The organism is Pseudomonas sp. LS1212, assembly GCF_024741815.1.
Lineage (GTDB): Bacteria > Pseudomonadota > Gammaproteobacteria > Pseudomonadales > Pseudomonadaceae > Aquipseudomonas.
Map to the genome: position 1 here is coordinate 5426064 of NZ_CP102951.1, position 23783 is coordinate 5449846.

Annotated in this window: 23 protein-coding genes and 1 pseudogene; 9 read left to right on the plus strand and 15 right to left on the minus strand. The window is 60.9% G+C overall.

The genetic code is table 11. The features are described 5' to 3' along the window. Positions 1–60 precede the first annotated feature (60 nt). Positions 61–510: a Cd(II)/Pb(II)-responsive transcriptional regulator gene (cadR, locus tag NVV94_RS25420; protein ID WP_258445027.1), complete on the plus strand. Its 450-nt coding sequence runs from the start codon at positions 61–63 to the stop codon at positions 508–510. A gap of 20 nt (positions 511–530) precedes the next feature. On the opposite strand, the gene NVV94_RS25425 is transcribed toward cadR, so the two are convergent. From NVV94_RS25425 to NVV94_RS25435, 3 genes are read right to left on the minus strand one after another with little or no spacing between them, the layout of a single operon-like run. Then, positions 531–1502 carry a thymidylate synthase gene (locus NVV94_RS25425; RefSeq protein WP_258445028.1) on the minus strand — a complete coding sequence of 324 codons (972 nt, stop codon included), beginning with the start codon at positions 1500–1502 and terminating at the stop codon, positions 531–533. A 48-nt stretch (positions 1503–1550) separates the two neighbouring features. Further along, on the minus strand, positions 1551–2357 hold the full coding sequence (lgt, locus tag NVV94_RS25430) for a prolipoprotein diacylglyceryl transferase (protein WP_258445029.1): 807 nt from the start codon (positions 2355–2357) through the stop codon (positions 1551–1553). A gap of 13 nt (positions 2358–2370) precedes the next feature. After that, a complete protein-coding gene (locus tag NVV94_RS25435; RefSeq protein ID WP_258445030.1) occupies positions 2371–3153 on the minus strand; it encodes a sulfite exporter TauE/SafE family protein in 783 nt (260 codons plus the stop codon). A 118-nt stretch (positions 3154–3271) separates the two neighbouring features. Here NVV94_RS25435 and NVV94_RS25440 point away from each other — a divergent pair, with 118 nt between their 5' ends. Continuing rightward, a complete protein-coding gene (locus NVV94_RS25440) occupies positions 3272–4018 on the plus strand; it encodes an NRDE family protein (protein WP_258445031.1) in 747 nt (248 codons plus the stop codon). Positions 4019–4118: 100 nt separating this feature from the next. Here the strand turns inward: NVV94_RS25440 and ptsP are convergent, their stop codons facing one another. Together ptsP and NVV94_RS25450 are read right to left on the minus strand one after the other, a co-directional pair. After that, on the minus strand, positions 4119–6398 hold the full coding sequence (gene ptsP, locus NVV94_RS25445) for a phosphoenolpyruvate--protein phosphotransferase (protein ID WP_258445032.1): 2280 nt from the start codon (positions 6396–6398) through the stop codon (positions 4119–4121). 22 nt (positions 6399–6420) lie between these two features. Next, positions 6421–6900, minus strand: coding sequence for an RNA pyrophosphohydrolase (locus NVV94_RS25450; protein ID WP_166358248.1), 480 nt, complete (start codon positions 6898–6900; stop codon positions 6421–6423). Positions 6901–7040: 140 nt separating this feature from the next. Here NVV94_RS25450 and NVV94_RS25455 point away from each other — a divergent pair, with 140 nt between their 5' ends. Further along, positions 7041–7697 (plus strand): HAD family phosphatase, encoded by a 657-nt coding sequence (locus NVV94_RS25455; RefSeq protein ID WP_258445033.1) that lies wholly within the window; start codon positions 7041–7043, stop codon positions 7695–7697. Positions 7698–7739: 42 nt separating this feature from the next. Here the strand turns inward: NVV94_RS25455 and NVV94_RS25460 are convergent, their stop codons facing one another. Further along, positions 7740–8174: a DUF2269 domain-containing protein gene (locus NVV94_RS25460; protein WP_258445034.1), complete on the minus strand. Its 435-nt coding sequence runs from the start codon at positions 8172–8174 to the stop codon at positions 7740–7742. A gap of 63 nt (positions 8175–8237) precedes the next feature. After that, complete coding sequence (gene ilvA / locus NVV94_RS25465; protein ID WP_258447823.1) at positions 8238–9752, minus strand: threonine ammonia-lyase, biosynthetic; 1515 nt, start codon at positions 9750–9752, stop codon at positions 8238–8240. A 146-nt stretch (positions 9753–9898) separates the two neighbouring features. On the opposite strand from ilvA, the gene rpiA reads away from it, so the two are divergent. Continuing rightward, on the plus strand, positions 9899–10570 hold the full coding sequence (gene rpiA, locus NVV94_RS25470; RefSeq protein WP_258445035.1) for a ribose-5-phosphate isomerase RpiA: 672 nt from the start codon (positions 9899–9901) through the stop codon (positions 10568–10570). A 155-nt stretch (positions 10571–10725) separates the two neighbouring features. Here the strand turns inward: rpiA and NVV94_RS25475 are convergent, their stop codons facing one another. From NVV94_RS25475 to NVV94_RS25490, 4 genes are all read right to left on the minus strand, one after another. Then, positions 10726–11634, minus strand: a complete 909-nt coding sequence (locus NVV94_RS25475; RefSeq protein ID WP_258445036.1) for an SdiA-regulated domain-containing protein — start codon at positions 11632–11634, stop codon at positions 10726–10728. 104 nt (positions 11635–11738) lie between these two features. Further along, positions 11739–12671: an SdiA-regulated domain-containing protein gene (locus NVV94_RS25480; RefSeq protein ID WP_258445037.1), complete on the minus strand. Its 933-nt coding sequence runs from the start codon at positions 12669–12671 to the stop codon at positions 11739–11741. Positions 12672–12821: 150 nt separating this feature from the next. Next, the gene (locus NVV94_RS25485; RefSeq protein ID WP_258445038.1) at positions 12822–13487 is read right to left on the minus strand and encodes a fumarylacetoacetate hydrolase family protein; all 666 of its coding nucleotides are present in this window, start codon (positions 13485–13487) and stop codon (positions 12822–12824) included. Positions 13488–13534: 47 nt separating this feature from the next. Then, positions 13535–14932: an FAD-binding oxidoreductase gene (locus NVV94_RS25490; protein ID WP_258445039.1), complete on the minus strand. Its 1398-nt coding sequence runs from the start codon at positions 14930–14932 to the stop codon at positions 13535–13537. 170 nt (positions 14933–15102) lie between these two features. On the opposite strand from NVV94_RS25490, the gene serA reads away from it, so the two are divergent. Continuing rightward, entirely contained in the window at positions 15103–16332 is a 1230-nt protein-coding gene (serA, locus tag NVV94_RS25495; protein WP_258445040.1) for a phosphoglycerate dehydrogenase, read from the plus strand. Between the two features lie 69 nt (positions 16333–16401). Here serA and NVV94_RS25500 read toward each other — a convergent pair. Beyond that, positions 16402–16835 (minus strand): annotated as a pseudogene (locus tag NVV94_RS25500) (DUF4399 domain-containing protein); the annotation flags it as partial. A gap of 243 nt (positions 16836–17078) precedes the next feature. Here NVV94_RS25500 and NVV94_RS25505 point away from each other — a divergent pair. Continuing rightward, positions 17079–17747 carry a transporter substrate-binding domain-containing protein gene (locus NVV94_RS25505; RefSeq protein WP_258445041.1) on the plus strand — a complete coding sequence of 223 codons (669 nt, stop codon included), beginning with the start codon at positions 17079–17081 and terminating at the stop codon, positions 17745–17747. Here NVV94_RS25505 and NVV94_RS25510 read toward each other — a convergent pair. Next, on the minus strand, positions 17744–18232 hold the full coding sequence (locus NVV94_RS25510) for a DUF523 domain-containing protein (RefSeq protein ID WP_258445042.1): 489 nt from the start codon (positions 18230–18232) through the stop codon (positions 17744–17746). The genes NVV94_RS25505 and NVV94_RS25510 overlap by 4 nt on opposite strands. A 2-nt stretch (positions 18233–18234) precedes the next feature. Then, positions 18235–18867 (minus strand): 2OG-Fe(II) oxygenase, encoded by a 633-nt coding sequence (locus tag NVV94_RS25515; RefSeq protein WP_258445043.1) that lies wholly within the window; start codon positions 18865–18867, stop codon positions 18235–18237. 106 nt (positions 18868–18973) lie between these two features. Between NVV94_RS25515 and NVV94_RS25520 the strand changes: the two genes are divergently transcribed. After that, positions 18974–19735 (plus strand): DUF2059 domain-containing protein, encoded by a 762-nt coding sequence (locus tag NVV94_RS25520; RefSeq protein WP_258445044.1) that lies wholly within the window; start codon positions 18974–18976, stop codon positions 19733–19735. Positions 19736–19738: 3 nt separating this feature from the next. On the opposite strand, the gene NVV94_RS25525 is transcribed toward NVV94_RS25520, so the two are convergent. Further along, positions 19739–20680 carry an alpha/beta hydrolase gene (locus NVV94_RS25525; RefSeq protein WP_258447824.1) on the minus strand — a complete coding sequence of 314 codons (942 nt, stop codon included), beginning with the start codon at positions 20678–20680 and terminating at the stop codon, positions 19739–19741. 111 nt (positions 20681–20791) lie between these two features. Here NVV94_RS25525 and NVV94_RS25530 point away from each other — a divergent pair, with 111 nt between their 5' ends. Further along, positions 20792–21364, plus strand: coding sequence for a DUF6436 domain-containing protein (locus NVV94_RS25530; RefSeq protein ID WP_258445045.1), 573 nt, complete (start codon positions 20792–20794; stop codon positions 21362–21364). Between the two features lie 12 nt (positions 21365–21376). Continuing rightward, a complete protein-coding gene (locus NVV94_RS25535; protein ID WP_258445046.1) occupies positions 21377–23767 on the plus strand; it encodes a penicillin acylase family protein in 2391 nt (796 codons plus the stop codon). The last annotated feature ends 16 nt before the right edge of the window (positions 23768–23783 follow it).

Genomic DNA, 23783 nt, shown 5'->3' on the forward strand with positions numbered 1-23783 from the left:
GTTGCCAAGTGAACACCCTGTAGCCACTATAGGGTCAAGCACTCAAGGGAGGGATTTCAGATGAAAATCGGAGAGCTGGCGAAATCGACCGATTGCCAGGTCGAGACCATTCGCTATTACGAGCGGGAAAACCTGCTGCCGGCGCCAGCGCGCAGCGAAGGCAACTATCGGCTGTACACCCAGGCCCATGTCGAGCGCCTGACCTTCATCCGCAACTGCCGCACCCTGGACATGACCCTGGAGGAAATCCGCAGCCTGCTGAACCTGCGCGACAGCCCCCTGGACCCGTGCGAAAGCGTCAATGCCCTTATCGACGAGCATATCCTGCACGTCAAGACTCGCATCGACGGCCTGCTGGCCTTGCAGGAACAACTGGTGGAATTGCGCCAACGCTGCAACGACCAGACCCATGTCGATCAATGCGCGATCTTGCAGCAGTTGGAAGTCAACGGCGGAGTGTCGGCGCCGGAAGGCGAACACTCCCATGTGGGGAGGAGCCACGGGCATTGACCCGTGGCTTGCAGGGGAAGTCAGACCGCCATGGGCGCCGTCATTGGCGCATGGTGCTCGTAGCCTTCGAGGCTGAAGTCGCTTGGCTCGATCAGTTCCAGCCACTCGGGCTGGTAGACGCCGGTCTTGGCAAACTCTGGAACGCGGTCGGAAATCACCAGCTTCGGCGCAGGCAATGGCTCGCGCTTGAGCTGTTCGTTGAGCATGTCCAAGTGGTTTTCGTAGACGTGCGCATCACCAATGAAATAGGTGAACCAGCGCGGCGTGTAGCCGGTCAGGCGGCCGATCAGCGACAGCAGTGCCGCGCCTTCGGTCAGGTTGAACGGCGTGCCCAGGCCAAGGTCATTGGAGCGGATGTACAAGGTCAGGGAAATTTCCCTGGTCTCGACATTCGGGTGGAACTGGTACAGCAAGTGGCAGGGCGGCAGGGCCATTTCATCGAGCTGGGCGCAGTTCCAGCCGTGGAACAGGATGCGGCGGCTGCCCGGGTCCTTGATGATGGTGTCGACGCATTGGCGGATCTGGTCGATGGCCTTGTACAGCACCACGTAGGCCTGGCCGTCTTCTTCACCTTCGGCAATCTGCCGATAGCCCTGGCTGAGTGCCAGTTCGATCGCGGCCTGGTTGCCGGTGTCGATTTGCTTGTACGCCGGCCATTTGCGCCATTGCACACCGTAGACTTCGCCCAGGTCGTCGGTGCCCTGGCGGAAGGGGTTGGCCAGCCACTGGGCGTTTTCGTTGGCGTTCTGGTCCCAGACCTTGCAGCCCAATGCGCGGAACTCGGCGGCGCTTTTCACGCCACGCAGAAAACCGACCATCTCGCCGATCGCCGACTTGAAGGCCAGTTTGCGCGTAGTGATAGCCGGGAAACCTTCCTGCAAGTCGTAACGCAGCATCGCCCCGGGGAAACTGATAGTCCGCACACCGGTGCGGTTCTCTTGCAGGGTGCCGTTCTTGATCACATGCGCGACCAGTTCTAGATATTGCTTCATGACTTACCTGTATCGATGAAGGCAGGGGAACAACCCCTGCCATTCGTATTAGAGCGCAGCGCCTTTGGCCGACGGTGTGCGGTGATAGGCCCACCAGAGCAAGCCCAGGCCACCGAGGATCATTGGCAGGCAGAGCACCTGGCCCATGGTCAGCCAGCCGAAGGCCAGGTAGCCAAGCTGGGCATCCGGAACTCGCACGAATTCGACGGCGAATCTGAAAATCCCGTAGAACAGCGCGAACATGCCGGAAATCGCCATGGTTGGCCGCGGCTTGCGCGAGAACAGCCAAAGGATAACGAAAAGCGCGACGCCTTCGAGCGCGAACTGATAAAGCTGCGACGGATGGCGGGCCAATTGCGCCGGGTCAGTGGGGAAAATCATGGCCCACGGCAGATCGGTCGGCTTGCCCCACAGCTCGGCATTGATGAAGTTGCCGATGCGCCCGGCGCCCAGGCCGATCGGTACCAGCGGGGCAATGAAGTCCATCAGTTCGAAGAACGACTTGCCGTTGCGCTGGCCGAACCACAAGGTCGCCAGCATCACGCCGATAAAGCCGCCGTGGAACGACATACCGCCCTTCCAGACTTCGAAGATCAAGGCCGGGTTGGCGAGGTAGGCTTCCAGGTCATAGAACAGCACATAACCCAGGCGCCCGCCGACAATGACGCCCATGGCAACCCAGAAGACCATGTCGGACAGTTTCTCCCTGGTCCAGGTCGGGTCGAAAACGTGCAGGCGACGGGAGGCCAGAAACCAGGCACTGCCGATGCCGATCAGGTACATCAGGCCGTACCAATGGATTTTCAGCGGGCCGATAGCCAAGGCCACTGGATCGATCTGCGGGTAAGGCAGCATGATGACTCCTTTGTCAGAGCAGGAAACTCAAGCCGACACTGAACAGCAGTGCGGCGAACAGCCGTTTCAGCAACCGCGGCGACAATCTGTGCGCCAGGCGAGCACCGTAACGGGCGAAAAACATGCTGGTCAGGGCAATCCCCAGCAATGCCGGTAAATAGATGAAGCCAAGGCTGTGCGCCGGCAACAAGGGGTCATGCCAGCCCAGAACCATGAAACTCAGGGCACTGGCCACCGCAATCGGAAAACCGCAAGCCGACGAGGTTGCTACCGCCTGTTGCATCGGCAGGCTGCGCCAGGTCAGGAACGGCACGGTCAGCGAACCGCCACCGATCCCGAAAATCGCCGATGCCCAGCCAATGACCGTGCCGGTCAGGGTCAGGCTTCCCTTGCCAGGCACACCGCGACTGGCCTTGGGCTTGAGGTCCAGGGCCATTTGCAGGGCGATGACCAGGGCAAACACGCCGATGATCTTCTGCAGGAGCGGCCCCTGGATCGCCGAAGCGGTCTTGGCACCCAAACCTGCGCCGATCAGGATGCCCAGGGTCATCCAGACAAAGATCGGCCACTGCACCGCACGCTTCGAATGATGTTCGCGAATCGCATTGATCGAGGTGAACACGATGGTTGCCAGGGAGGTTCCGACCGCCAGGTGGGTCAATATCGACGCATCGAACCCCTGCAGGGTGAAACTGAACACCAGCACCGGCACAATGATTATGCCACCGCCCACGCCAAACAGTCCGGCCAGCACGCCTGCACAAGCGCCCAGCACCAGATAGAGCAGAAATTCCATTGTCGCCCCCCAAATCAGTCCGGCATGGTAACGGAAGGCGGGCCTTCGGCTCTACTGGATGCGATGGATACCCGACCGATCTCTGCGTAGAGTGAGCGGAAAACACAGGGAAGCACCTATGTGTCTAATTGTTTTTGCCTGGCGACCGGGTCATGCCCAGCCGCTGATCGTCGCGGCCAACCGCGATGAATTCTATGCCCGCCCCAGCCAGCCGCTGGGTCAATGGCAGGATTTTGCAGGCGTGTATGCCGGGCGCGATCTGGAAGCCGGGGGCACCTGGCTGGGCGTTGGCCCCGGGGGACGGTTTGCGGCGCTGACCAATATCCGCAACCCCGGGCAGCCGCTCGGCCGCCGCTCGCGCGGTGAGCTGGTGGCGCAGTTTCTGTGCGGGGAATTCTCGGTAGAGCAGTATTTGGCCGAAATAGCCCAACGGTCGGATGAGTACTCTGGGTTTAACCTGCTGGTCGGCAACGCGCAGCAGCTGGCTTACCTCAACGCTACAGACCCGACGCCACGAATGCTCGGGCATGGGGTTTACGGGCTGGCCAATGCCGGGCTCGATACGCCCTGGCCGAAAGTGCTCAAGGCCAGGGCTGCGCTAACCGAGCAATTGAACGATCCGCAGCCCGAGGGGTTGCTGGCGCTGCTCAGTGATCCGCAAACGGCACCGTTCGCCGAGCTGCCCGATACCGGGGTGGGGTTGGCTACCGAAAGCCTGCTGTCGAGTGTGTTTATTGCCAGCCAGAGTTATGGGACGCGTGCCAGTACCGTGCTGATCGTCAACGCCGATGGTTCGCGGCGGTTGGTTGAGCGCAGTTTTGGGCCGTATGGCGGGCATTTGGGGGAGGTGGAGCTGGATTTGTAGTGATTTTGAGGGCCTCATCGCGGGCAAGCCCGCTCCCACAAGGGCCGCGTAATCTTGTGGGAGCTGGCTTGCCAGCGATGGGCGCGAAGCGCCCTAATCCCTAGAGGGTCTTGGGCGTAGCCGGATTGATCATCCGCGCCAAGCCGAGGTTCTTCAGCGCCAACTGCAGCGAGCTGTGGATAACTTGCGGGTTGTCGATGGTCATCAGCTGCCCGAGCAGGTCCCTGGCCTTGCTCATGCTGATCTGGCGCAGCATCCACTTCACCTTCGGCAAGTTGGTGGCGTTCATCGATAGGCTGTCGAAACCCATCGCCATCAACAACACAGCCGCCGCCGGGTCGCCGGCCATTTCGCCGCAGATACTCACCGGCTTGCCTTCGGCATGGGCATCCCTGACCACGGTCTGCAAGGCTTGCAGCACGGCAGGGTGCATATAGTCATAGAGATCGGCCACCCGCGGGTTGTTGCGGTCCACGGCCAGCAGGTACTGGGTCAGGTCGTTGGAGCCGACCGACAGAAAGTCGACCTGCCGCGCCAGCTCCTTGGTCTGATAGACCGCTGCCGGAATCTCGACCATGACCCCGACCGGTGGCATCGGTACATCGGTGCCTTCATCGCGCACTTCGCCCCAGGCCCGGTGAATCAGGTGCAGGGCTTCTTCGAGCTCGTGGATGCCGGAAATCATCGGCAGCAGAATACGCAGGTTGTTCAGGCCTTCGCTGGCCTTGAGCATGGCCCGGGTCTGCACCAGGAAGATTTCCGGGTGGTCGAGGGTCACGCGAATACCGCGCCACCCCAGGAAAGGGTTGTCTTCCTTGATCGGGAAGTAGGACAGCGCCTTGTCACCACCAATGTCCAGGCTGCGCATGGTCACCGGCAGCGGGTGGAAGGCTGCCAGCTGCTCACGGTAGATTGCCAGTTGCTCCTTCTCGCTGGGGAAGCGCTGGTTGATCATGAACGGGACTTCGGTGCGGTACAGGCCCACCCCTTCGGCGCCGCGCTGCTGGGCACGCGCCACATCGGCGAGCAAGCCGGTGTTGACCCACAACGGCATGCGGTGGCCATCCAGGGTGACGCAGGGCAGTTCGCGCAGGGCATCGAGCCCTTGGGCCAACTGGCGCTCCTCCTCCACGATTTCGGCAAATTGCTTGCTGAGAATATCGCTGGGGTTGGTGTAGACCTCGCCGTGGTAACCATCAACGATCATCTTGATGCCGTCGACCTTGGAGTACGGCAGATCGACCAGGCCCATCACCGTCGGAATACCCATGGCCCGGGCCAGGATCGCGACGTGGGAGTTGCCCGAGCCCAATACCGAGACCAGACCGACCAGCTTGCCTTCCGGCACCTCGCCGAGCATGGCCGGCGTCAGTTCTTCGCTGATCAGAATGGAGTTGTCGGGGTAGACCAGTGTCTGTTGACGAGCTTCCTGCAGGTAGGCCAGCAGCCGGCGGCCGAGGTCTTTCACGTCCGATGCGCGCTCGCGCAGGTAGGCATCGTCCATCAATTCGAAGCGGTTGACGTGCTCGGTGACGACCTGGCGCAGGGAGCCCTGGGCCCATTGGCCGGTTTTGATCACCTTGGTCACTTCGCCGCCCAGTGCGGCGTCGTCGAGCATCATCAGGTAAACGTCGAACAGCGCCCGTTCTTCAGGCCGCAACTGCGTCGCCAGCTTGGCCGACAGGGTACGCATATCGCTGCGCACGCCTTCGAGGGCATTATTGAACAGCTGAAGTTCGGCCTCGATATCAGTGACAGCCTTGTCCGGCACCACATCCAGATCGGCTGGAGGCAACATCACCACGGCCGTACCGACGGCTGCCCCCGGAGACCCCGGTACCCCGATGAACTTGGCTTCCTGGATGCCCTTGCCCTGACGGCCCAGGCCGCGAATCGAACCCGTCGCCTCGGCATGGGCGATAACCCCGGCCAATTGAGCGCTCATGGTCACCAGGAAGGCTTCTTCGCCCTCGTCGAACTGGCGCCGCTCCTTTTGCTGGATGACCAATACGCCGACCACGCGCCGGTGGTGAATGATCGGTGCACCGAGAAACGAGGCATAACGCTCTTCGCCGGTTTCGGCGAAGTAGCGGTAACGGGGGTGGTCGGCGGCGTTCTCGAGGTTGAGGGGTTCTTCGCGAGTTCCCACCAGGCCCACCAGGCCCTCGTTGGGGGCCATGCTGACCTTGCCGATCGAGCGCTTGTTCAAGCCCTCGGTGGCCATCAGGACAAACCGGTTGGTCTCGGGGTCCAGCAGATAGACCGAGCAGACCTGGCTGCCCATGGCCTCTTTGACGCGCAACACAATGATCCCCAACGCCGTCTTGAGATCCTTGGCGGAGTTAACTTCCTGGACGATCTTGCGCAGCGTATTGAGCATGGCTCGGGGTCGAACTCCGTCGTCAGTCGCGCGCTAGCAGGCGCGGGGCAAGCTCTTTGAGAGCGCGGCGGTAAACCTCGCGCTTGAATGTCACCACCTGGCCCAACGGATACCAATAGCTGACCCAGCGCCAGCCATCGAATTCCGGTTTACCGGTCAAATCCATCCGCACCCGCTGCTCATTGGAAACCAGGCGCAGGAGAAACCATTTCTGTTTCTGGCCGATACACAGCGGTTGGCTGTGAGTACGGACCAGGCGTTGGGGTAAACGATAACGCAACCAGCCACGGGTGCAGGCAAGAATTTCAACATCTTGCCGCTCCAGGCCAACTTCTTCATTCAGCTCGCGGTACAAGGCATCTTCCGGCGTCTCCTGGGGGTTGATACCTCCCTGCGGAAACTGCCAGGCATCCTGATTGATACGACGAGCCCATAGCACCTGACCGGCATCATTCGTCAGAATAATCCCGACATTGGGGCGAAAACCATCGGGGTCGATCACGGCGGCAACCTCGCAAACGCATGTCCCCGCATTGTTCCACAAAGGTCGTGAATGCAGCAACGAGGCTGCATACCTTATGTGCACTGTTGTGAAAAGTCCGTATTCTGTGGGCCTTTTCCAGTTTTTCAGCGAGTAACTTCATGCGCCTGGCTTTATTCGATCTCGACAACACGCTGCTTGGCGGCGACAGCGACCACGCCTGGGGCGATTATCTCTGCGCCCGCGGCATTCTCGACGAGGCTACCTATAAAGCCCGCAACGATGAGTTCTACCAGGATTACCTGGCCGGTAAGCTGAACCTCACCGACTACCTGAACTTCTGCCTGGAAATCCTCGCCACCACCGACATGGCGCAGCTGGCGCAATGGCACCGTGATTTCATGCGCGACTGCATCGAACCCATCGTGCTGCCCAAGGGCCTCGAGTTGCTGGCCAAACACCGGGCAGCAGGCGACAAGCTGGTAATCATCACCGCAACCAACCGCTTCGTCACCGGCCCCATCGCCGAGCGACTGGGCGTGCAGACTTTGCTGGCCACCGAGTGCGAAATGCAGGACGGCCGCTACACCGGTCGCAGTACCGATATACCTTGCTTCCGTGAAGGCAAGGTGACGCGACTCAATCGCTGGCTGGAAGAGAATGGCTTCAGCCTTGAGGACAGCTACTTCTACAGCGACTCGATGAACGACCTGCCGTTGCTGGAACAAGTCACCCATCCAGTGGCCGTGGACCCGGACGAGAACCTGCGGGCCGAGGCGGCCAGACGCGGCTGGCCGGTGATCACGCTACGCACGTAACCCCCCACGCTCCCGCGCTCCGTGTGGGGGCGCGGTTCAAGCTCAGACTGGCTTGACCACCATCAACGCCAGAATCCCCAGGAACACCCCCGCCCCCAGCACCGCCAGTATCAAGGCAGTCCTGGGCGTAGTGCCGCCTTCACCCGCCGCCACGCGCAGCCGATTAAGCCGGCCCAGCAGCAACAGCCAGATAACGCACCCCAGCAGATACAGTAGCGCCGCCCCCAGCAGCCAGGTCTGGCCCAACGACCAACCCGCCATGTGCACCAGCCACCAACCGCTGATTGGCAGGCTCAGCAGGCCGAGGCCCATCAGCAGCCAGACGAACAGCCAGGGCCGCTGCAGGTTGCGCGCATAAACCGCGGTATCTCCGCTACGCCGCACCCGCCAGGTCCAGATGGCGACCGCCAGAGCGCTGCCAAACAGCAGCAGCGTTCCCACGTGATGCACCAGTTTCAGAGCAGTGAAGGTTTCCATTGGGCAAAGTCCGTGTCATTCAATCCATGGGCTTGAGCGTAGCAGCCAACGGCTCGCCAACGCTCAACCAAGAAACAACTGATACGCCGGGTTATCGCTTTCATCCCAGTACGGATAACCGATCGCCGCCAAGGCCTCCGGCACCAGGTGGCGCTCATCGGCGGGGACTTGCAGGCCCGCGACCACGCGGCCATCGGCAGCGCCGTGATTGCGATAGTGGAACATCGAGATATTCCAGCGCCCCCCCAACTTATTGAGGAAGTTGAACAGCGCCCCCGGACGCTCGGGGAACTCGAAGCGAAACACCACTTCGTCGCTGACCCTCACCGCGTGCCCGCCCACCATGTGGCGGATGTGCAGCTTGGCCAGTTCATTGTCGGTCAGGTCCAGCACCGGAAATCCCTGCTCGGTCAGACTGCTGAGCAAGGCACTGCGCGGGTCACTCTCGGGATGCGTCTGCACACCGACGAAAATGTGCGCTTCGCGGTCCGTGTGATAGCGGTAGTTGAATTCGGTGAGCTGGCGCTTGCCGATGGCTTCGCAGAAGGCCTTGAAGCTGCCGGCCTTCTCTGGAATGGTCACGGCGATAATCGCCTCGCGACCTTCGCCCAGCTCCGCTCGCTCGGCCACATGCCGCAGACGATCGAAATTCACGTTGGCGCCCGAGTCGATGGCAACCAGTGTCTGCCCGGCAGCACCGGTCATTTCCACATATTTCTTGATCCCGGCGACGCCCAGGGCTCCCGCAGGTTCGGTGATCGAACGGGTGTCGTCGTAGATATCCTTGATCGCCGCGCAGATCTCGTCACTGCTGACGGTGATGACCTCGTCGACGTAATGCTTGCAGATATCGAAGGTGTGCTGGCCGATCTGGGCCACCGCCACGCCATCGGCGAACAGGCCGACCTGGCCCAGCACCACCCGCTCCCCCGCCGCCATGGCCGCCTGCAGGCAATTGGAATCATCGGGCTCGACGCCAATGACCTTGACCTCCGGACGCAGGTATTTCACATAAGCCGCGATACCCGCGATCAAGCCACCGCCGCCGACCGGCACGAAAATCGCGTCCAGCTGGCCTGGATGTTGACGCAGGATTTCCATGGCCACGGTGCCCTGGCCGGCGATAGTGTCCGGGTCATCGTAGGGGTGGATATAGACGTAGCCCTTTTCGTCCACCAGTTTGAGCGAGTAGGCCAACGCTTCCGGGAAGGAATCCCCGTGCAGCACGACCTTGCCGCCGCGCGAGCGAACGCCTTCGACTTTGATTTCCGGCGTGGTCTTGGGCATGACGATGGTCGCCTTGATACCCAGCTCCCTCGCTGCCAGAGCCACGCCCTGGGCATGGTTGCCCGCCGAGGCCGTGACCACGCCACGCGCCAGTTCCACCGGGCTCAATTGCGCCATCTTGTTGTACGCGCCGCGAATCTTGAAGGAGAACACCGGCTGCAAGTCTTCACGCTTGAGCAGGACGTTGTTGTTCAGCCGCTTGGAGAGCTGGCCAGCGGCCTGCAAGGGGGTTTCAACGGCAACGTCGTAAACGCGCGAGGTGAGGATCTTCTTGACGTACTGTTCGAGCATCGGGAAAGCATCGCTGGCGGTGAGGGGCAAGACCCCGGAGTCTAACCCACCGCCGCGCCGGGCGACCACCGCAAGACCAAGGATTTGCCCGCACATGCCGCTATACTGGGAGCCTTTCAGACTTCCCTGCCCGCTCCGGAGCCCGCATGACCCAGGACCAACTCAAACAGGCCGTCGCCCAGGCCGCTGTTGATTTCATTCTGCCCAAACTCGACGACAAGAGCATTGTCGGTGTAGGGACTGGCTCGACCGCCAACTGCTTCATCGACGCGCTGGCCCAGCACAAGGGCGCCTTCGACGGCGCAGTGGCCAGCTCCGAAGCCACTGCGGCACGCCTCAAGGGTCACGGGATTCCGGTATACGAACTCAATACCGTCAGCGAGCTGGAGTTCTACGTCGACGGCGCCGACGAAACCAACGAACACCTGGCATTGATCAAGGGCGGCGGCGCAGCCCTGACCCGGGAGAAGATCGTCGCAGCAGTCGCCAAGACCTTCATCTGCATCGCCGACGGCAGCAAGCTGGTGCCTGTGCTCGGCGCGTTCCCGCTGCCCGTGGAGGTCATCCCGATGGCCCGCAGCCACGTGGCCCGGCAACTGGTGAAACTGGGCGGCGACCCGGTTTACCGTGAAGGCGTGATTACCGATAACGGCAATATCATTCTGGACGTGCACAACCTGCAGATTACCAATCCGGTGGAGCTGGAAAGCCAGATCAATGCCATCGTGGGCGTGGTGACGAACGGTCTGTTTGCGGCGCGTCCGGCGGATTTGCTGTTGCTGGGGACTGCTGAAGGCGTGAAGACACTGCGTAATTAAGCTTTGTAAGCGGCGACCGCTCTGCGGTCGATCGCGGGCAAGCGGAACGCCGCCCGGCCCGCTCCCACAATGGATGGGGCAGACCTACAGTCTCTGTGGGAGCGGGCCGGGGGCGTTCCGCTTGCCAGCGATGAGGCCTTCAGATCCTTGCGATCTCAATCCGGCCTGCGAAAGACGTAAAACAGGTTGGGCTCACTAACCAGATAAATCGCCCCCTCATCATCCATGGCGATCCCCTCTGCCTGCGGCACGCTCTTGCTCAAGCCCTGAAACCCCTTGCGCAGTGACATGCTGCTGATCGGTCGGCCATCCACATCGAGCTCCAGCACCAGCTGCGACTCATCGGAAAGCGCCAGTAAGTGGCCGCTGCGTTCATCGAACTGCAAGCTGGAAAGATCGCGCACAAACAGCCGGGCATCACGGCGCTGGTTCTGAACCACATGCACCGAGTAGTGCCGTTCTTCCTTGTAGTGTGGAAAACCATGCACCTCATAGATCAGCATCGGGTCGCGCTCCTTGGCCACGAACAGGCGCTTACCCGCCGAATCGTAAGCCAGGCCCTCGAACCCCTTGTTGCCGTTCAGCCCGATACCCAGCGTCAGTTGCTCGGCATCCTGGGCATCGAGAAACCGGGTGTCGTCATCCAGATGCACCTTGATCAGGCGCTGCTCGCGTTCGTCGGTGATGACATAAGTGTCCGGGGCAATATATTCCACCGCCTCCGGGTCGCCGAAACCGATGAGGGCGATACGACGCAGAATGCGCCCGTCGAGCGACAGTTCGATCAATTCCGAACGCTGGTTGGTGACCGTGAACAAGCTGTTGCGGTCAGGATCGAAGGTCAGTGCCGAAATATCGTCATCGAGCCCTTCGATGACCTTCGCCTCAAGCACCACCTGGTAGCGATCCAGACCAATGGCCTGCTCGGCCGGATGCAACCAGACCTTCATGTTGAACCATGCGCGTTCGAACAGCCGATAGTGCTGACCCGCCAGCCCGAGCAAGAGCAGACCAAGGAGGCTGACAATCAGAAGAACGATGGGGAGGCGTAAGGAACGACGCATTCAAGGCTGACCCTGGAAAAGTAAGCCTGAATATAAGCACAGGCAGCTGAAGCCAAACTTAATGGCGCGCAAAAAAACGTTGCGCACCAGAAGTTCGGCCTGCATCAGGGTTTGCGCAAGCGGTAGAACAGGTCCGGCTCGCTCACGATGTACACCGTACCTTGCTCGTCCATGGCCACGCCTTCCGCGCGCGGGATGGTTTTTTTCAGGCCGTTGAATCCACCCAGCAGGCTGATGAAGCTGACTTGCTCACCCTTTTCATCGAGCTCCAGCAGCATGTGCGAGTCTGCCGAAAGCGCCAGGGTGTGGCCGGTGCGGGGATCGATGCCCAGGGCAGAAAGGTTACGCATATCGAGCGTTTCAGAGGGTACGCTCTGCTTTTCACCCGACAACTGGCCATTGCCGTCGCTTTTCCAGGCAAACAAGGCCGGCGGACGCTCTTCACCCAACAGCAGGTGGCCGGCACGCGGGTCCCAGGCGACCGCTTCGAAAGCCTTGTTCTGATTTGCCGATGAACCCAGGTCATATTGGGGGAAATCGGCAATGTTCAGCGTCTGGGTATCGGCGCTGACGGTAACGATTACCAGCGAGTGGTTGCGCTCGTCGACAATCGCCAAACGCCCGTTCTCGAGCACGGTGACTCCCTCGGGATTGCTCCAGCCGACCAGCGGTATCTTGCGCAGGACATCGCCGTCCAGGGTCAACTCGACCAGAAAGGGGTTGCTCCCCATCACCGAGAACAAGGTTTTGCTTTTTGGGCTGTAAGCAAGGTCCGATGCCTCGTCGTCCTCCATGCCTGGCAGCACCTTGGCATCGATATCGAAGCGATAGTCCGGCAGCCAGATGCTCGCCTCACGCTTGGGCATGCTTTCGAGGCGTTCCTGGAGCCAGAGCCGGCCGCGGTCATCCCAATGCATGGCGATGGCGACCCCGTAGCCCAGCACGCCGGCCAACAACAGCCACCCATACCAAGGCAGGAAGAAGCGGCGCTTGCGAGGGCTCGAAGCGTTATGGACCGGGCTTGAAGGGGTGGACATCTATGATTTTTTCCTGATTTTTTAACGCCTAATAACACAAATACCGGCGCAGGCCATGAGGCATTATCCGAATCACGTGTGAAAAAACGGTAAAACCAGGAAAAAGACTGAAGGCGCCGCCAGCACCCAAGAGCGCTGGCGGCAACGTCATCAGAGCACGCGGCTCTCGAAGCGACTGACGCCCGGCAGCTCGAGCACCAGCTCATCGCCCGGGCTGAGCGGGCCGACCCCGGCAGGGGTGCCGGTCAGGATCACATCACCGGCCTGCAGCGAAAACTGCGCGGCCATGTGCTGGATCATCGGCACGATCGGGTTGAGCATCAACGCGCTGTTGCCGTCCTGGCGAACCTCGCCATTGATGGTCAAGCGGATGCCGATATCGCCCGGATCGTTAAAGCTGCTGCCGGCCACGAACGGCGGCAGGACACAGGCACCATCGAACGACTTGGCCAGCTCCCACGGCAAGCCCTTTTCCTTCAGCCTTGCCTGCAAGTCACGCAGGGTCAGGTCCAGGGCCGGGGCATAACCGGAAATGGCGTCGAGCACCTCTTCCTTGCTCGGGTTGGTCGACAATGGCTTGCCGAGCAACACAGCAATTTCCGCTTCGTAGTGCACCGAGCCACGCTCGGTCGGGATCTTGAAGCCACCGTCCAGCGACACCACGCAGCTACCGGGCTTGATGAACAGCAGGGGCTCGGTCGGCACCGGATTATTCAGCTCTTTCGCGTGTTCGGCGTAGTTGCGCCCGATGCAGACCACTTTTCCCAGCGGAAAGTGGATGCGCGTTCCATCGACATACTGGTGCTGATAGCTCATTCCCGACTCCTGGATCTATTGAGTGCTGATGCGTGTAGCCAAGCGGATCACTCGACGGCGAAGATCTTGCCCGGGTTCATGATCCCGTTCGGGTCGAACGCCGCCTTCACTGCCTTCATGTACTCGATTTCAACCGGCGAACGGCTGTAGGTCAGGTAATCGCGCTTGGTCATACCGACGCCGTGTTCCGCCGAAATCGAGCCGTTGTACTTCTGTACGGTCTCGAACACCCACTTGTTGACCGTGGCGCACTTGGCGAAGAACTCGTCCTTGCTCAGGTTTTCCGGCTTGAGAATGTTCAGGTGCAGGTTGCCGTCACCGATGTGGCCGAACCAGACGATTTCGAAGTCCGGGTAGTGTTCGCCGACGATGGCATCAATATCCTTCAAGAACGCCGGCACTTTCGAGACAGTGACCGAAATGTCGTTCTTGTACGGGGTCCAGTGGGAAATGGTTTCGGAGATGTACTCGCGCAACTTCCACAGGTTCTGCAACTGCTGCTCGCTCTGGCTCATGACGCCATCGACCACCCAGCCCTGCTCCACGCAGTGCTCGAAGGTGGCCAGAGCATCGTTGGCCACCTCTTCGGTGGTCGCTTCGAATTCCAGCAGCGCGTAGAACGGGCAGTCGGACTCGAACGGTGCAGGCACGTCGCCACGCGCCAACACCTTGGCCAGGGCCTTGTCGGAGAAAAACTCGAAGGCCGTCAGGTCGAGCTTGTTCTGGAAGGCGTGCAACACCGGCATGATCGAGTCGAAATCGCTGGTGCCCAGGACCATCGCGGTCAGGTTCTTCGGTGCGCGATCCAGGCGCATGGTGGCCTCGACCACAAAACCCAGCGTACCTTCGGCACCGATGAACAACTGGCGCAGGTCATAGCCGGTCGCGTTCTTGATCAGATCCTTGTTCAGTTCAAGCAGGTCGCCCTTGCCGGTCACCACTTTCATGCCAGCGACCCAGTTGCGAGTCATGCCGTAGCGAATAACCTTGATCCCGCCGGCATTGGTGCCGATATTGCCGCCAATCTGGCTGGAACCAGCAGAAGCGAAGTCAACCGGGTAGTACAAGCCCTTTTCTTCGGCCAGGTTCTGCAGCTGCTCGGTCACGACGCCTGGCTGGCAGACCGCGGTGCGATCCACGGCATTGAATTCCAGCACCTGATTCATGTAGTCGAACGACACCACGACCTCGCCGTTGGCCGCCACCGCCGCCGCTGAGAGGCCGGTACGACCGCCCGAAGGAACCAGCGCGACCATGTGCTGGTTGGCCCAGCGTACAATGGCCTGGACCTGCTCAGTTGTTTTCGGGAAGACGATCGCCAGCGGTGCCGGGGCGAAATGCCTGGTCCAATCCTTGCCGTAAGCATCGAGGGAGTTGGCGTCGGTCAACACCTTGCCAGGCTCAACCAGGGTCTTCAGTTCATCAATCAGGGCAGGATTGGTCATCAGGAGAACTCTCGAACTATTCATAGTCACCCTGAGCACTCTTCACGTGCCAGGGATGGGCGTATCAAGGGGTGCATATGCTAGCATACGCACCCCGCTAATCGTGCTTCAGGCCGATCCGCGAGAGCTCCACTTCCTGCCATTTTTCTCCGGGACACAGGTTTACGCAGATGAGCAAGACTTCTCTCGATAAGAGCAAGATCAAGTTCCTTCTTCTCGAAGGCGTCCACCAATCCGCCGTGGACGTCCTCAAGGCCGCCGGGTACACCAGCATCGAGTACCTCACCGGTTCTCTGCCGGAAGCCGAGCTGAAGGAAAAGATCGCCGATGCCCACTTCATCGGCATTCGCTCGCGCACCCAACTGACCGAAGAGGTTTTCGACTGCGCCAAGAAACTGGTCGCTGTCGGCTGTTTCTGCATCGGTACCAACCAGGTCGACCTCGCCGCTGCTCGCGAACGCGGCATCGCGGTGTTCAACGCACCGTACTCCAACACCCGTTCGGTCGCCGAGCTGGTATTGGCAGAAGCCATCCTGCTGCTGCGCGGCATTCCTGAGAAGAACGCTTCCTGCCACCGTGGCGGCTGGATCAAAAGCGCGGCCAACTCCTTCGAAATCCGCGGCAAAAAGCTGGGTATCGTCGGTTATGGCTCGATCGGCACGCAATTGTCGGTGCTGGCCGAAGGCCTGGGGATGCAGGTGTACTTCTATGACACCATCACCAAGCTGCCGCTGGGCAATGCCACTCAAGTGGCCAGCCTGACCGAGCTGCTGGGCATGTCCGACATCGTCTCCCTGCACGTACCGGAAACCGCTGCCACCCAGTGGATGATCGGCGAGAAGGAAATCCGCGCCATCAAGAAGGGCGGCATTCTGATCAACGCCGCTCGCGGCACCGTGGTCGAGCTCGACGCCCTGGCCAACGCCATCAAGGACAAGCACCTGATCGGCGCAGCCATCGACGTATTCCCGGTCGAGCCACGCTCGAACGACGAAGAGTTCGAAAGCCCGCTGCGTGGCCTGGACAACGTGATCCTGACCCCGCACATCGGCGGCTCGACTGCAGAAGCCCAGGCCAACATCGGCCTGGAAGTTGCCGAGAAGCTGGTCAAGTACAGCGACAACGGTACGTCGGTGTCTTCGGTCAACTTCCCGGAAGTGGCGCTGCCGGCTCACCCTGGCAAGCACCGCCTGCTGCACATCCACGAGAACATCCCGGGTGTGTTGAGCGAGATCAACAAGGTCTTCGCCGAAAACAGCATCAACATCTCCGGTCAGTTCCTGCAGACCAACGAGAAGGTCGGCTACGTGGTGATCGACGTCGACGCCGAGTACTCAGACCTGGCGCAAGAAAAACTGCAGCACATCAAGGGCACTATCCGTTCCCGCGTATTGTTCTGAGTTTTTTCGCGAAATGAAAAAGGGAGGCCTGCAGGCTGCAGGTCTCCCTTTTTTGTGCGCCACTGTTTGTTCGACGGTGACGGTAATCTTCTGCGACTCGACGCCCGGTTTGAATGGCACGTGATACTTGTCACCCAATACCAGCTGCAAGGTGTGCTTGCCTGGGGTGAGGGTCAGTTGGGTTTCGGTCTGGGCCTTGCCGAAATGGATGATATGGTCGGTGACCGGCAAAGGCTGGTTTGCAACTGGCTCGTCGGTGACATCGACAAACAGGTGGTGGTGACCGCTATTAGGGGTCTGGTCTCCGGCAGGCTTGAGTTCCATGCCTTCAATGGCGAATCTGACGGTGAAGGTTTTGTCTACCGTGTCACCGTCTTCGGCGAGACGATGAACACTTTGGCACCCGCCGGAGCCTCCTGGCTTTGCAGGCCTTCGGCTGCAGCCAAGGCCGATACCCCAATCAGCAGGCCGGCAAGGGCAACACGCGATACTAGACGCTTCATTCGTTTCTCCTGTGATTCACTATTAATTAGTGGTCCTATAAAACTGGATTCAGACAACCCGTTGCCATAGTTCAATTGCTTCAGAACATGTTCAGCAATGAATTGCAGCGAGCGCTCGCCCTACAAAAATATTTAAAATCATCGGCTAACAACTATCCTGCGGCGTGGTCTTAAGCAACATTCGACCGCGACATCCAAAAAAGTCGAGGCGACGTAAATTTAATGCCAGGAAAAGGGGCGGAGATGCGTTTTACCATAGGGATACTGCTTACAGCCCTCTTGAGCCCATTGGCTCACGCCGAATTGATCGATGATGTAAATGATCGTGGCGAACTGCGTATTGCCATAGAAACCGACGCTCCCCCGTTCAGCTACAAGGAAAACGGCGAGTGGATGGGTTTCGAGATCGAGCTGGGGAACATGCTGGCTCGTGAACTGGACGTCAATCCCTCGTTCATCGAGACCGACTCGACCGATCTACTGACTGGGGTGGAAAGCGGCAAGTACGACATCGCCCTGAACCATATCTCGGCGACGCCCGAGCTGATGAATCAAGTGGACGTCAGTGAGCCTTACTACTCCAATGCGCTGACGATCGTACGCAAGGAAGAAAAACGCCCAATAGGCCCGGACGAACACCTCAAGGGGTTGATCCTGAGCGCAGCCCAGCCCAGCCAGTTCGCCGAGCAGGTGCAGGTCATCCCCAACGCGACTCACGACAGCAAACTACCCGCTGAGGAAGAGGCGCAGGTTGGTCCGAAAAAGAGTCTGGTGATCCCCTTCCAGAAAGGTAACCCAGCCTTTGCCGGCGCCCTGGATAGAGCCCTTGATCGCATCAAGGCCGATGGTCGCCTGGATGCGCTTTCGAAGAAGTGGTTCAGCCCCGAGCCGGACAAGAAGCCGAAGCCCTAGGATTCCAGTCTGGCCAATGCCAGTGCAGCGGCCGGAAGCTCCAGCTCACTGAAAACCTCAAGCCCTTCACGCCGAAGCAAGGCAGCGGTAACGCCCTCACCGCTGACCTTGGTCCCGCTGAAAGTGCCGTCATAGATCAGCAAATTGCCGCACGAAGGGCTGCCGGACTTGAGGATGGCAATGTGGATGCCGTGCTGGCGCACCAACCGCAGCGCCTGCTCGGCGCCAGCAAGAAAAGCGCCGCTGACGTCTTCACCGGCCACTGTCAGGACCCGCGCCTGCCCATCGAGGACTTCACTGCCCTGCCCGCCCGCAATCTCCGCCGGTGGACGTGGCGTCGGCAACCCGCCGGCAACCTCGGGGCACAGCAACACCAGTCGCCCCTCCTGCTGCCAGGCCGTCAACTGGTCGAAAGGCCCGCCACCCTTGCCGTCATAACGCACGGGATGGCCCAGCAGGCAAGCACTGACCAATAGCTTATGCATGATCAGAAGGGCTCGTTGCCACGGCGACGGAACCAGCCGGTCAACGAGAGTCGATCCCGGCTGGCTGGCAGCACCTCGTGCGGGACCTCCCCGGAAAGAAACACCACCAGGCAGCCCCCGGTCGGGGTCACGTCGTATTCCACCCCGTCTTTCAAATACATGCGCAATTGACCGCCATGTTCGGGCAGCCAGGCCTGGTTGAGGTAGATCACCGCTGAAACCATGCGCCGGTCGTCGTCACGAAAACGGTCGACATGCTTGCGATAGAAAGCACCCGGCGGGTACAGCGCAAAATGGCTCTCGTAATCTTCCAGCCCCAGGAACAGCCCGCGATTGAGGGCTTCGCGCAGACTGTCCATCAACCCCAGATAGCGGTCACAAGGCTCGGACTGACCAGGCTCGAGCCACTGAATATGGTCGCCACGGATACCTTCGCGAACCTCCTGGGCAGGACCTCGACCGACCGCCGCGGGCGCCAGCTCGCCTTCGGCCCCACGTTGACGGCACTCAGCCGCCAGTTCCAGGGTCAGAGACTCTGGAAGAAAGATGTTTTGTTGCGACCAGCCGCGTGCAGCCAGATCGTCGACAATACGTAACAGCAGCGGATGATCAGAGGATATTTGCATGACGCGCATAGTATCCATACGTCCATAAAACCGACAGAGCCACTTGGCTGGCGACGATATCTCGACAAAGCCCCGTCGGGCCACGGACAATAGCGGCCTGCCGACAGGAGCCCCTATGCGTCGCTTGCTATTCCTACTCATGATGTTCTGCACCCTGCCGGCCTGGTCAGACAGCCTTGACCAGCTATATAAGGTGGCCGGCTGGCCAGAACAACGTGCGCATTTCACCGATGCCCTCGATGCGGCCCAGCAACGCTATCGCGATAGCCTGCCGCCTGCGGTGTTCCAGGCCTTGGTCAACAACAGCAACCAGCGTTTCGCGCCCAAGGCCATGGACAAACGCGCCGAGGAACACCTGCGCAAAAACCTCGCCGACCCGGCACCCGCCTTGCAGTTCTTCCAGTCGCCGCTGGGTCGCAAGATCGTCGCCGCCGAATTGCTGGCGACCCGGCGTGATCAATTGGCAAAAAATGCCCAGGGCTTGCCGCAGATCCAGGCCAGCGCCACCCGCGCCCTGCTGATCCGGCACCTGGCCCAGGCCTTGCCTGCTCGTGAGGCGGGTGCCGAAGTCAGCCTGGCAATCGCCGGTGTGGCCGCTGACAGTCTCAGTCAGATGATCCCTGGCCTGCTGGGCGGCGCCCAGGCCCAGGGCATGCTCGATGGTCAGCGCGCACGGTTGATGGAGCAGATCGGCAACGACCTGGACAACACCCTGCTGTATGTCTATCGCGACCTGTCCGACCCGGAACTGGAAGAGTTCGCCAATTTTGCCGAATCCCCCGAAGGCAAGGCTTACTACAAGGCAGCGCTGGCGGCCATTCGCGCCGGTCTCGCCGTCGGGCAAAGCACTTCGAGCCTGAATCAGTCAGGCAACTGACGCTCAACCGAAGTGTTGGTCGAGGAAGTCGAAATAACGCGCCCGGATCGCCGGCAGCTCATTGGCCAGGTGATGTCGCGCCTCGGGTAACAGCAAGACCTGCGGATTGGCGAACTTGTGCTTGAGCACACTCAGGTTGTGCGGCCAGTCCACGGTCATGTCCGCCTGGCCTTGAACGATCAACGGCGTACGCAAACTGCCGGGCGCCGCCTCGATGCAACCGACCCATTTGATCAGCGCCCCGACCCAGGCGGTCGGCAGGCGTTGCGGTTGCAGCGGATCGGCCTGCAGAAATGGCAAAAAAGTCGGGTCGTTGGTGTTCTCGCTGAAGCGTCGGGCGATGCCTTTTACGAACGGCTTGAGCAGCCGGTAACTGAGCTTGGACCAGGCCCAGGCACGCGGCCTGACCAGCGGCGCCAGCAGGATCACCTGCCCCTGCGCCGGGCTATCCTGCCCCTTGTTGAGTAGATGATCGACCACAATGGCGCCACCGGTACTTTGCCCGAGCAGATGCCAGGGTTGGGGCAGATCCAACGACCTGACTTCGCTGAACAAGGCCTCCAGCACTCGCTGATAATGGGCGAAGTCCAGGATGCTGGCGCGCTCGCCACTCGACAGGCCATGGCCGGGCAGGTCGCAGGAAACCACGGCAAACCCGCGCTCCAGTGCCCAATCGACCACATGCCGGTACAGGCCCATATGGTCGTAGAAGCCATGCAACAAAAACAACGTCGCAATGGGGGCTCGCGGGCGCCAGACCTGGCCGACCACCTCATACCCTGCGACATCGAAGCGGCCAAGCCAACTCTGAGCCCTGACTTTACACTCTGGCAGGTCCAACCCATAAAAGCGCTGATAGGCCTGCCCCTGTTGCGACAGCGGCTGCATGGCAGCCAACGGCGCCAGGCTGGCGCGCAAGGTGTCGGGCTGGAACGTCACATACATATAGGCTTCCAATCCATGGCGCAGGGCGCCCGATTCAAGGGACAGTCCTGTGATATTCATCTGTCCGCGCAAGCATGGCAAGCTAGTCGCCCCGTTCCGGATCGACAGCGCATGCCCCTGCCCCGCCGCAAGACCTTTATCGCCAGCCTGTTCGCCCTGCTTTGCGCCACTGGGCTATGGGCCGCCTACGATTGGTTCCAGAGCCGCTATATCCGCCCCTTCGACAATCAGACGGCGCTGTTTTCCGGCGACATGCTCAGCCTGCCCGCCGAGCTGGCCGGGCCAGGGCCGATCCGGCTTGTGCATTTCTGGGACCCGGCCTGCCCCTGCAACGTCGGCAACCAGCAGCACCTGGGTAAGCTGATCGAGCATTTCGCCCCACAAGGCGTGGCCTTCTATGCCGTGCAAAAGCCGGGTACTCACGGCCAGCTGCCTGCCAACCTCGGCACGCTCAAGCCCCTGCCCGGCCTGCCCGGCTCAGAACACCTGCCCGCCAGCCCCGCAGTCGCCATCTGGGACCGCAATGGCCGGCTGGCGTACTTCGGCCCCTACAGCGAAGGGGCGACCTGTAACTCCAGCAATAGCTTTATCGAGCCGATCCTGCAGGCGCTCAGCGAAGGGCGCCCGGTCAATGCTACCCACACATTGGCAGTGGGTTGCTATTGTCCTTGGCAAACCAAGTGACAAGGAGTTCAAATGAAGCGCCGGTTGACCGCTCTCGTCATCGTCACAGCGGCCATCGCCGCCGGCGGAGTTACCTGGTATGTGCAAAGCAAACTGCCCACCCGCGACGGCGAAGTGGTCATTGCTCAGTTGCAGGCACCGGTCAGCGTGCGCTACGACGCCCGCGGCGTGCCGCATATCCAGGCGCAGAACGAGGCTGACCTGTATCGCGCGCTCGGTTATGTGCATGCCCAGGACCGTTTGTTCCAGATGGAGGTCATGCGCCGCCTGGCCCGTGGTGAGCTGGCCGAGGTGCTGGGCGCCAGGATGGTCGACACCGACCGATTGTTCCGCAGCCTGCGCATCCGCGAACAGGCAAAGGTTGTTGCCGACCGTCAGGTCAAGCAATCCCCGGCCTGGAAGGCGCTGCAAGCCTATCTGGAGGGCGTGAACGCCTGGCAGGACACGCATCCCCGGCCGCTGGAGTTCGATGCCCTCTGTATCCCCAGCCGGCCTTTCACCGCCGAAGACACCATCAGCATCGCCGGCTACATGGCCTACAGCTTTGCTGCTGCCTTTCGCACAGAACCCCTGCTGACTTACATCCGCGACCAGCTGGGCGCCGATTACCTGAAAGTCTTCGACCTGGATTGGCACCCACTAGGCGTCCTGCAATCGGCCGTCAGCTTGAGCGCAAGCGACTGGAGAAGCCTGAATGCCCTTGCCCATCTGAGCGAGCAGGCCATGATCGAGGCCGGCTTGCCGCAATTCGAAGGCAGCAATGCCTGGGCTGTCTCGGGCAGCCGTACTCGCAGTGGCAAGCCATTGCTGGCCGGTGACCCGCACATCCGATTTGCCGTGCCTGCGATCTGGTACGAGGCCCGATTGTCGGCACCCGGCTTCGAGCTGTATGGCTATCACCAGGCGCTCAACCCGTTCGCGTCACTGGGGCACAACCTGGACTTTGGCTGGAGCCTGACCATGTTCCAGAACGACGACGTCGATTTGATTGCCGAAAAGGTCAACCCGGAAAATCCCGAACAGGTCTGGTATCACGGCCAATGGGTTGACATGACCCACAGCGAACAGCAGATCCTGGTGAAGAACGCCGACCCCGTCACCGTTACCCTGCGTCGGTCCCCTCACGGCCCGATCGTCAATGACGTGGTGGGGCCCAATGCCGGGACCACGCCGATCGCCCTGTGGTGGTCGTTCCTGGAAACCGAGAACCCGATCCTCGACGGTTTTTACCAGATCAACCGCGCCGACAGCCTGGAGAAAATGCGCGATGCAGCGGCGAAGGTCCAGTCGCCCGGCCTGAACCTGGTCTGGGCCAATGCCCGTGGCGACATCGGCTGGTGGGCCGCGGCGCAGTTGCCGATCCGTCCGGCCGGCGTCAACCCGGCATTCATCCTCGACGGCAGTACGTCTGACGCGGATAAACAAGGCTTCTACCCGTTCAGCGCCAACCCCCAGGAAGAAAACCCCGCACGCGGCTACATCGTTTCGGCAAATTTCCAGCCTGTGTCGCCTACTGGCATGGAGATCCCGGGCTATTACAACCTGGCAGATCGCGGCCAACAACTGAATCAGCAACTGGGCGACAGCAGCGTGAAGTGGGACCTGCAAAACAGCCAGCAACTGCAACTGGGGACGCTCTCCGCCTATGGCCCGAGAACCCTTGCGCCACTGCTGCCGGTATTGCGTGAAGTGGTGCAAGAACCCGCCGAGAAAGAGCTTCTGGAGCAACTGGTGGCCTGGCAAGGCGACTACCCGCTGGACTCGGTGAGCGCAACCCTGTTCAACCAGTTCCTTTTTGCATTGAGCCGGGCGGCGATGCGCGACGAACTGGGCGATGCGCTTTTCGAAACGCTGCTTTCGACCCGTGCGATCGATGCGGCCCTGCCACGCCTGGCGGCAGATGCCAGCTCACCCTGGTGGGATGAGCACGGCTCGCCGAGACACGGAAACCGCGCCGAGGCAGTCAAGCGCGCCTGGAAAGACAGCATCGCTCACTTGAACAAAACCCTGGGCAAGAATCCTGCCGACTGGAAATGGGGCAAGGCCCATACCCTGACCCACAACCACCCGCTGGGCACCCAGAAGCCACTGAACCTGTTGTTCGACGTCGGGCCATTCGCAGCGCCGGGCAGCCATGAAGTACCGAACAACCTGTCGGCCAGGATCGGTCCGGCCCCCTGGCCTGTGACCTATGGGCCATCGGCACGCAGGCTGATCGACTTCGCCGACCCGGCGCATGCCTTGACCATCAATCCGGTGGGGCAAAGCGGGGTGCGCTTCGACCGGCATTATGCCGATCAGGCGCGGATGTATATCGAAGGGGAGTATCAGCGGGCGCTGATGGAGGAGGCGGATGTGGCTGCGGGTACGGTGAGCACTTTGAAGTTAGTGCCTGGTCAGTGATACCGCTACCGCGGGC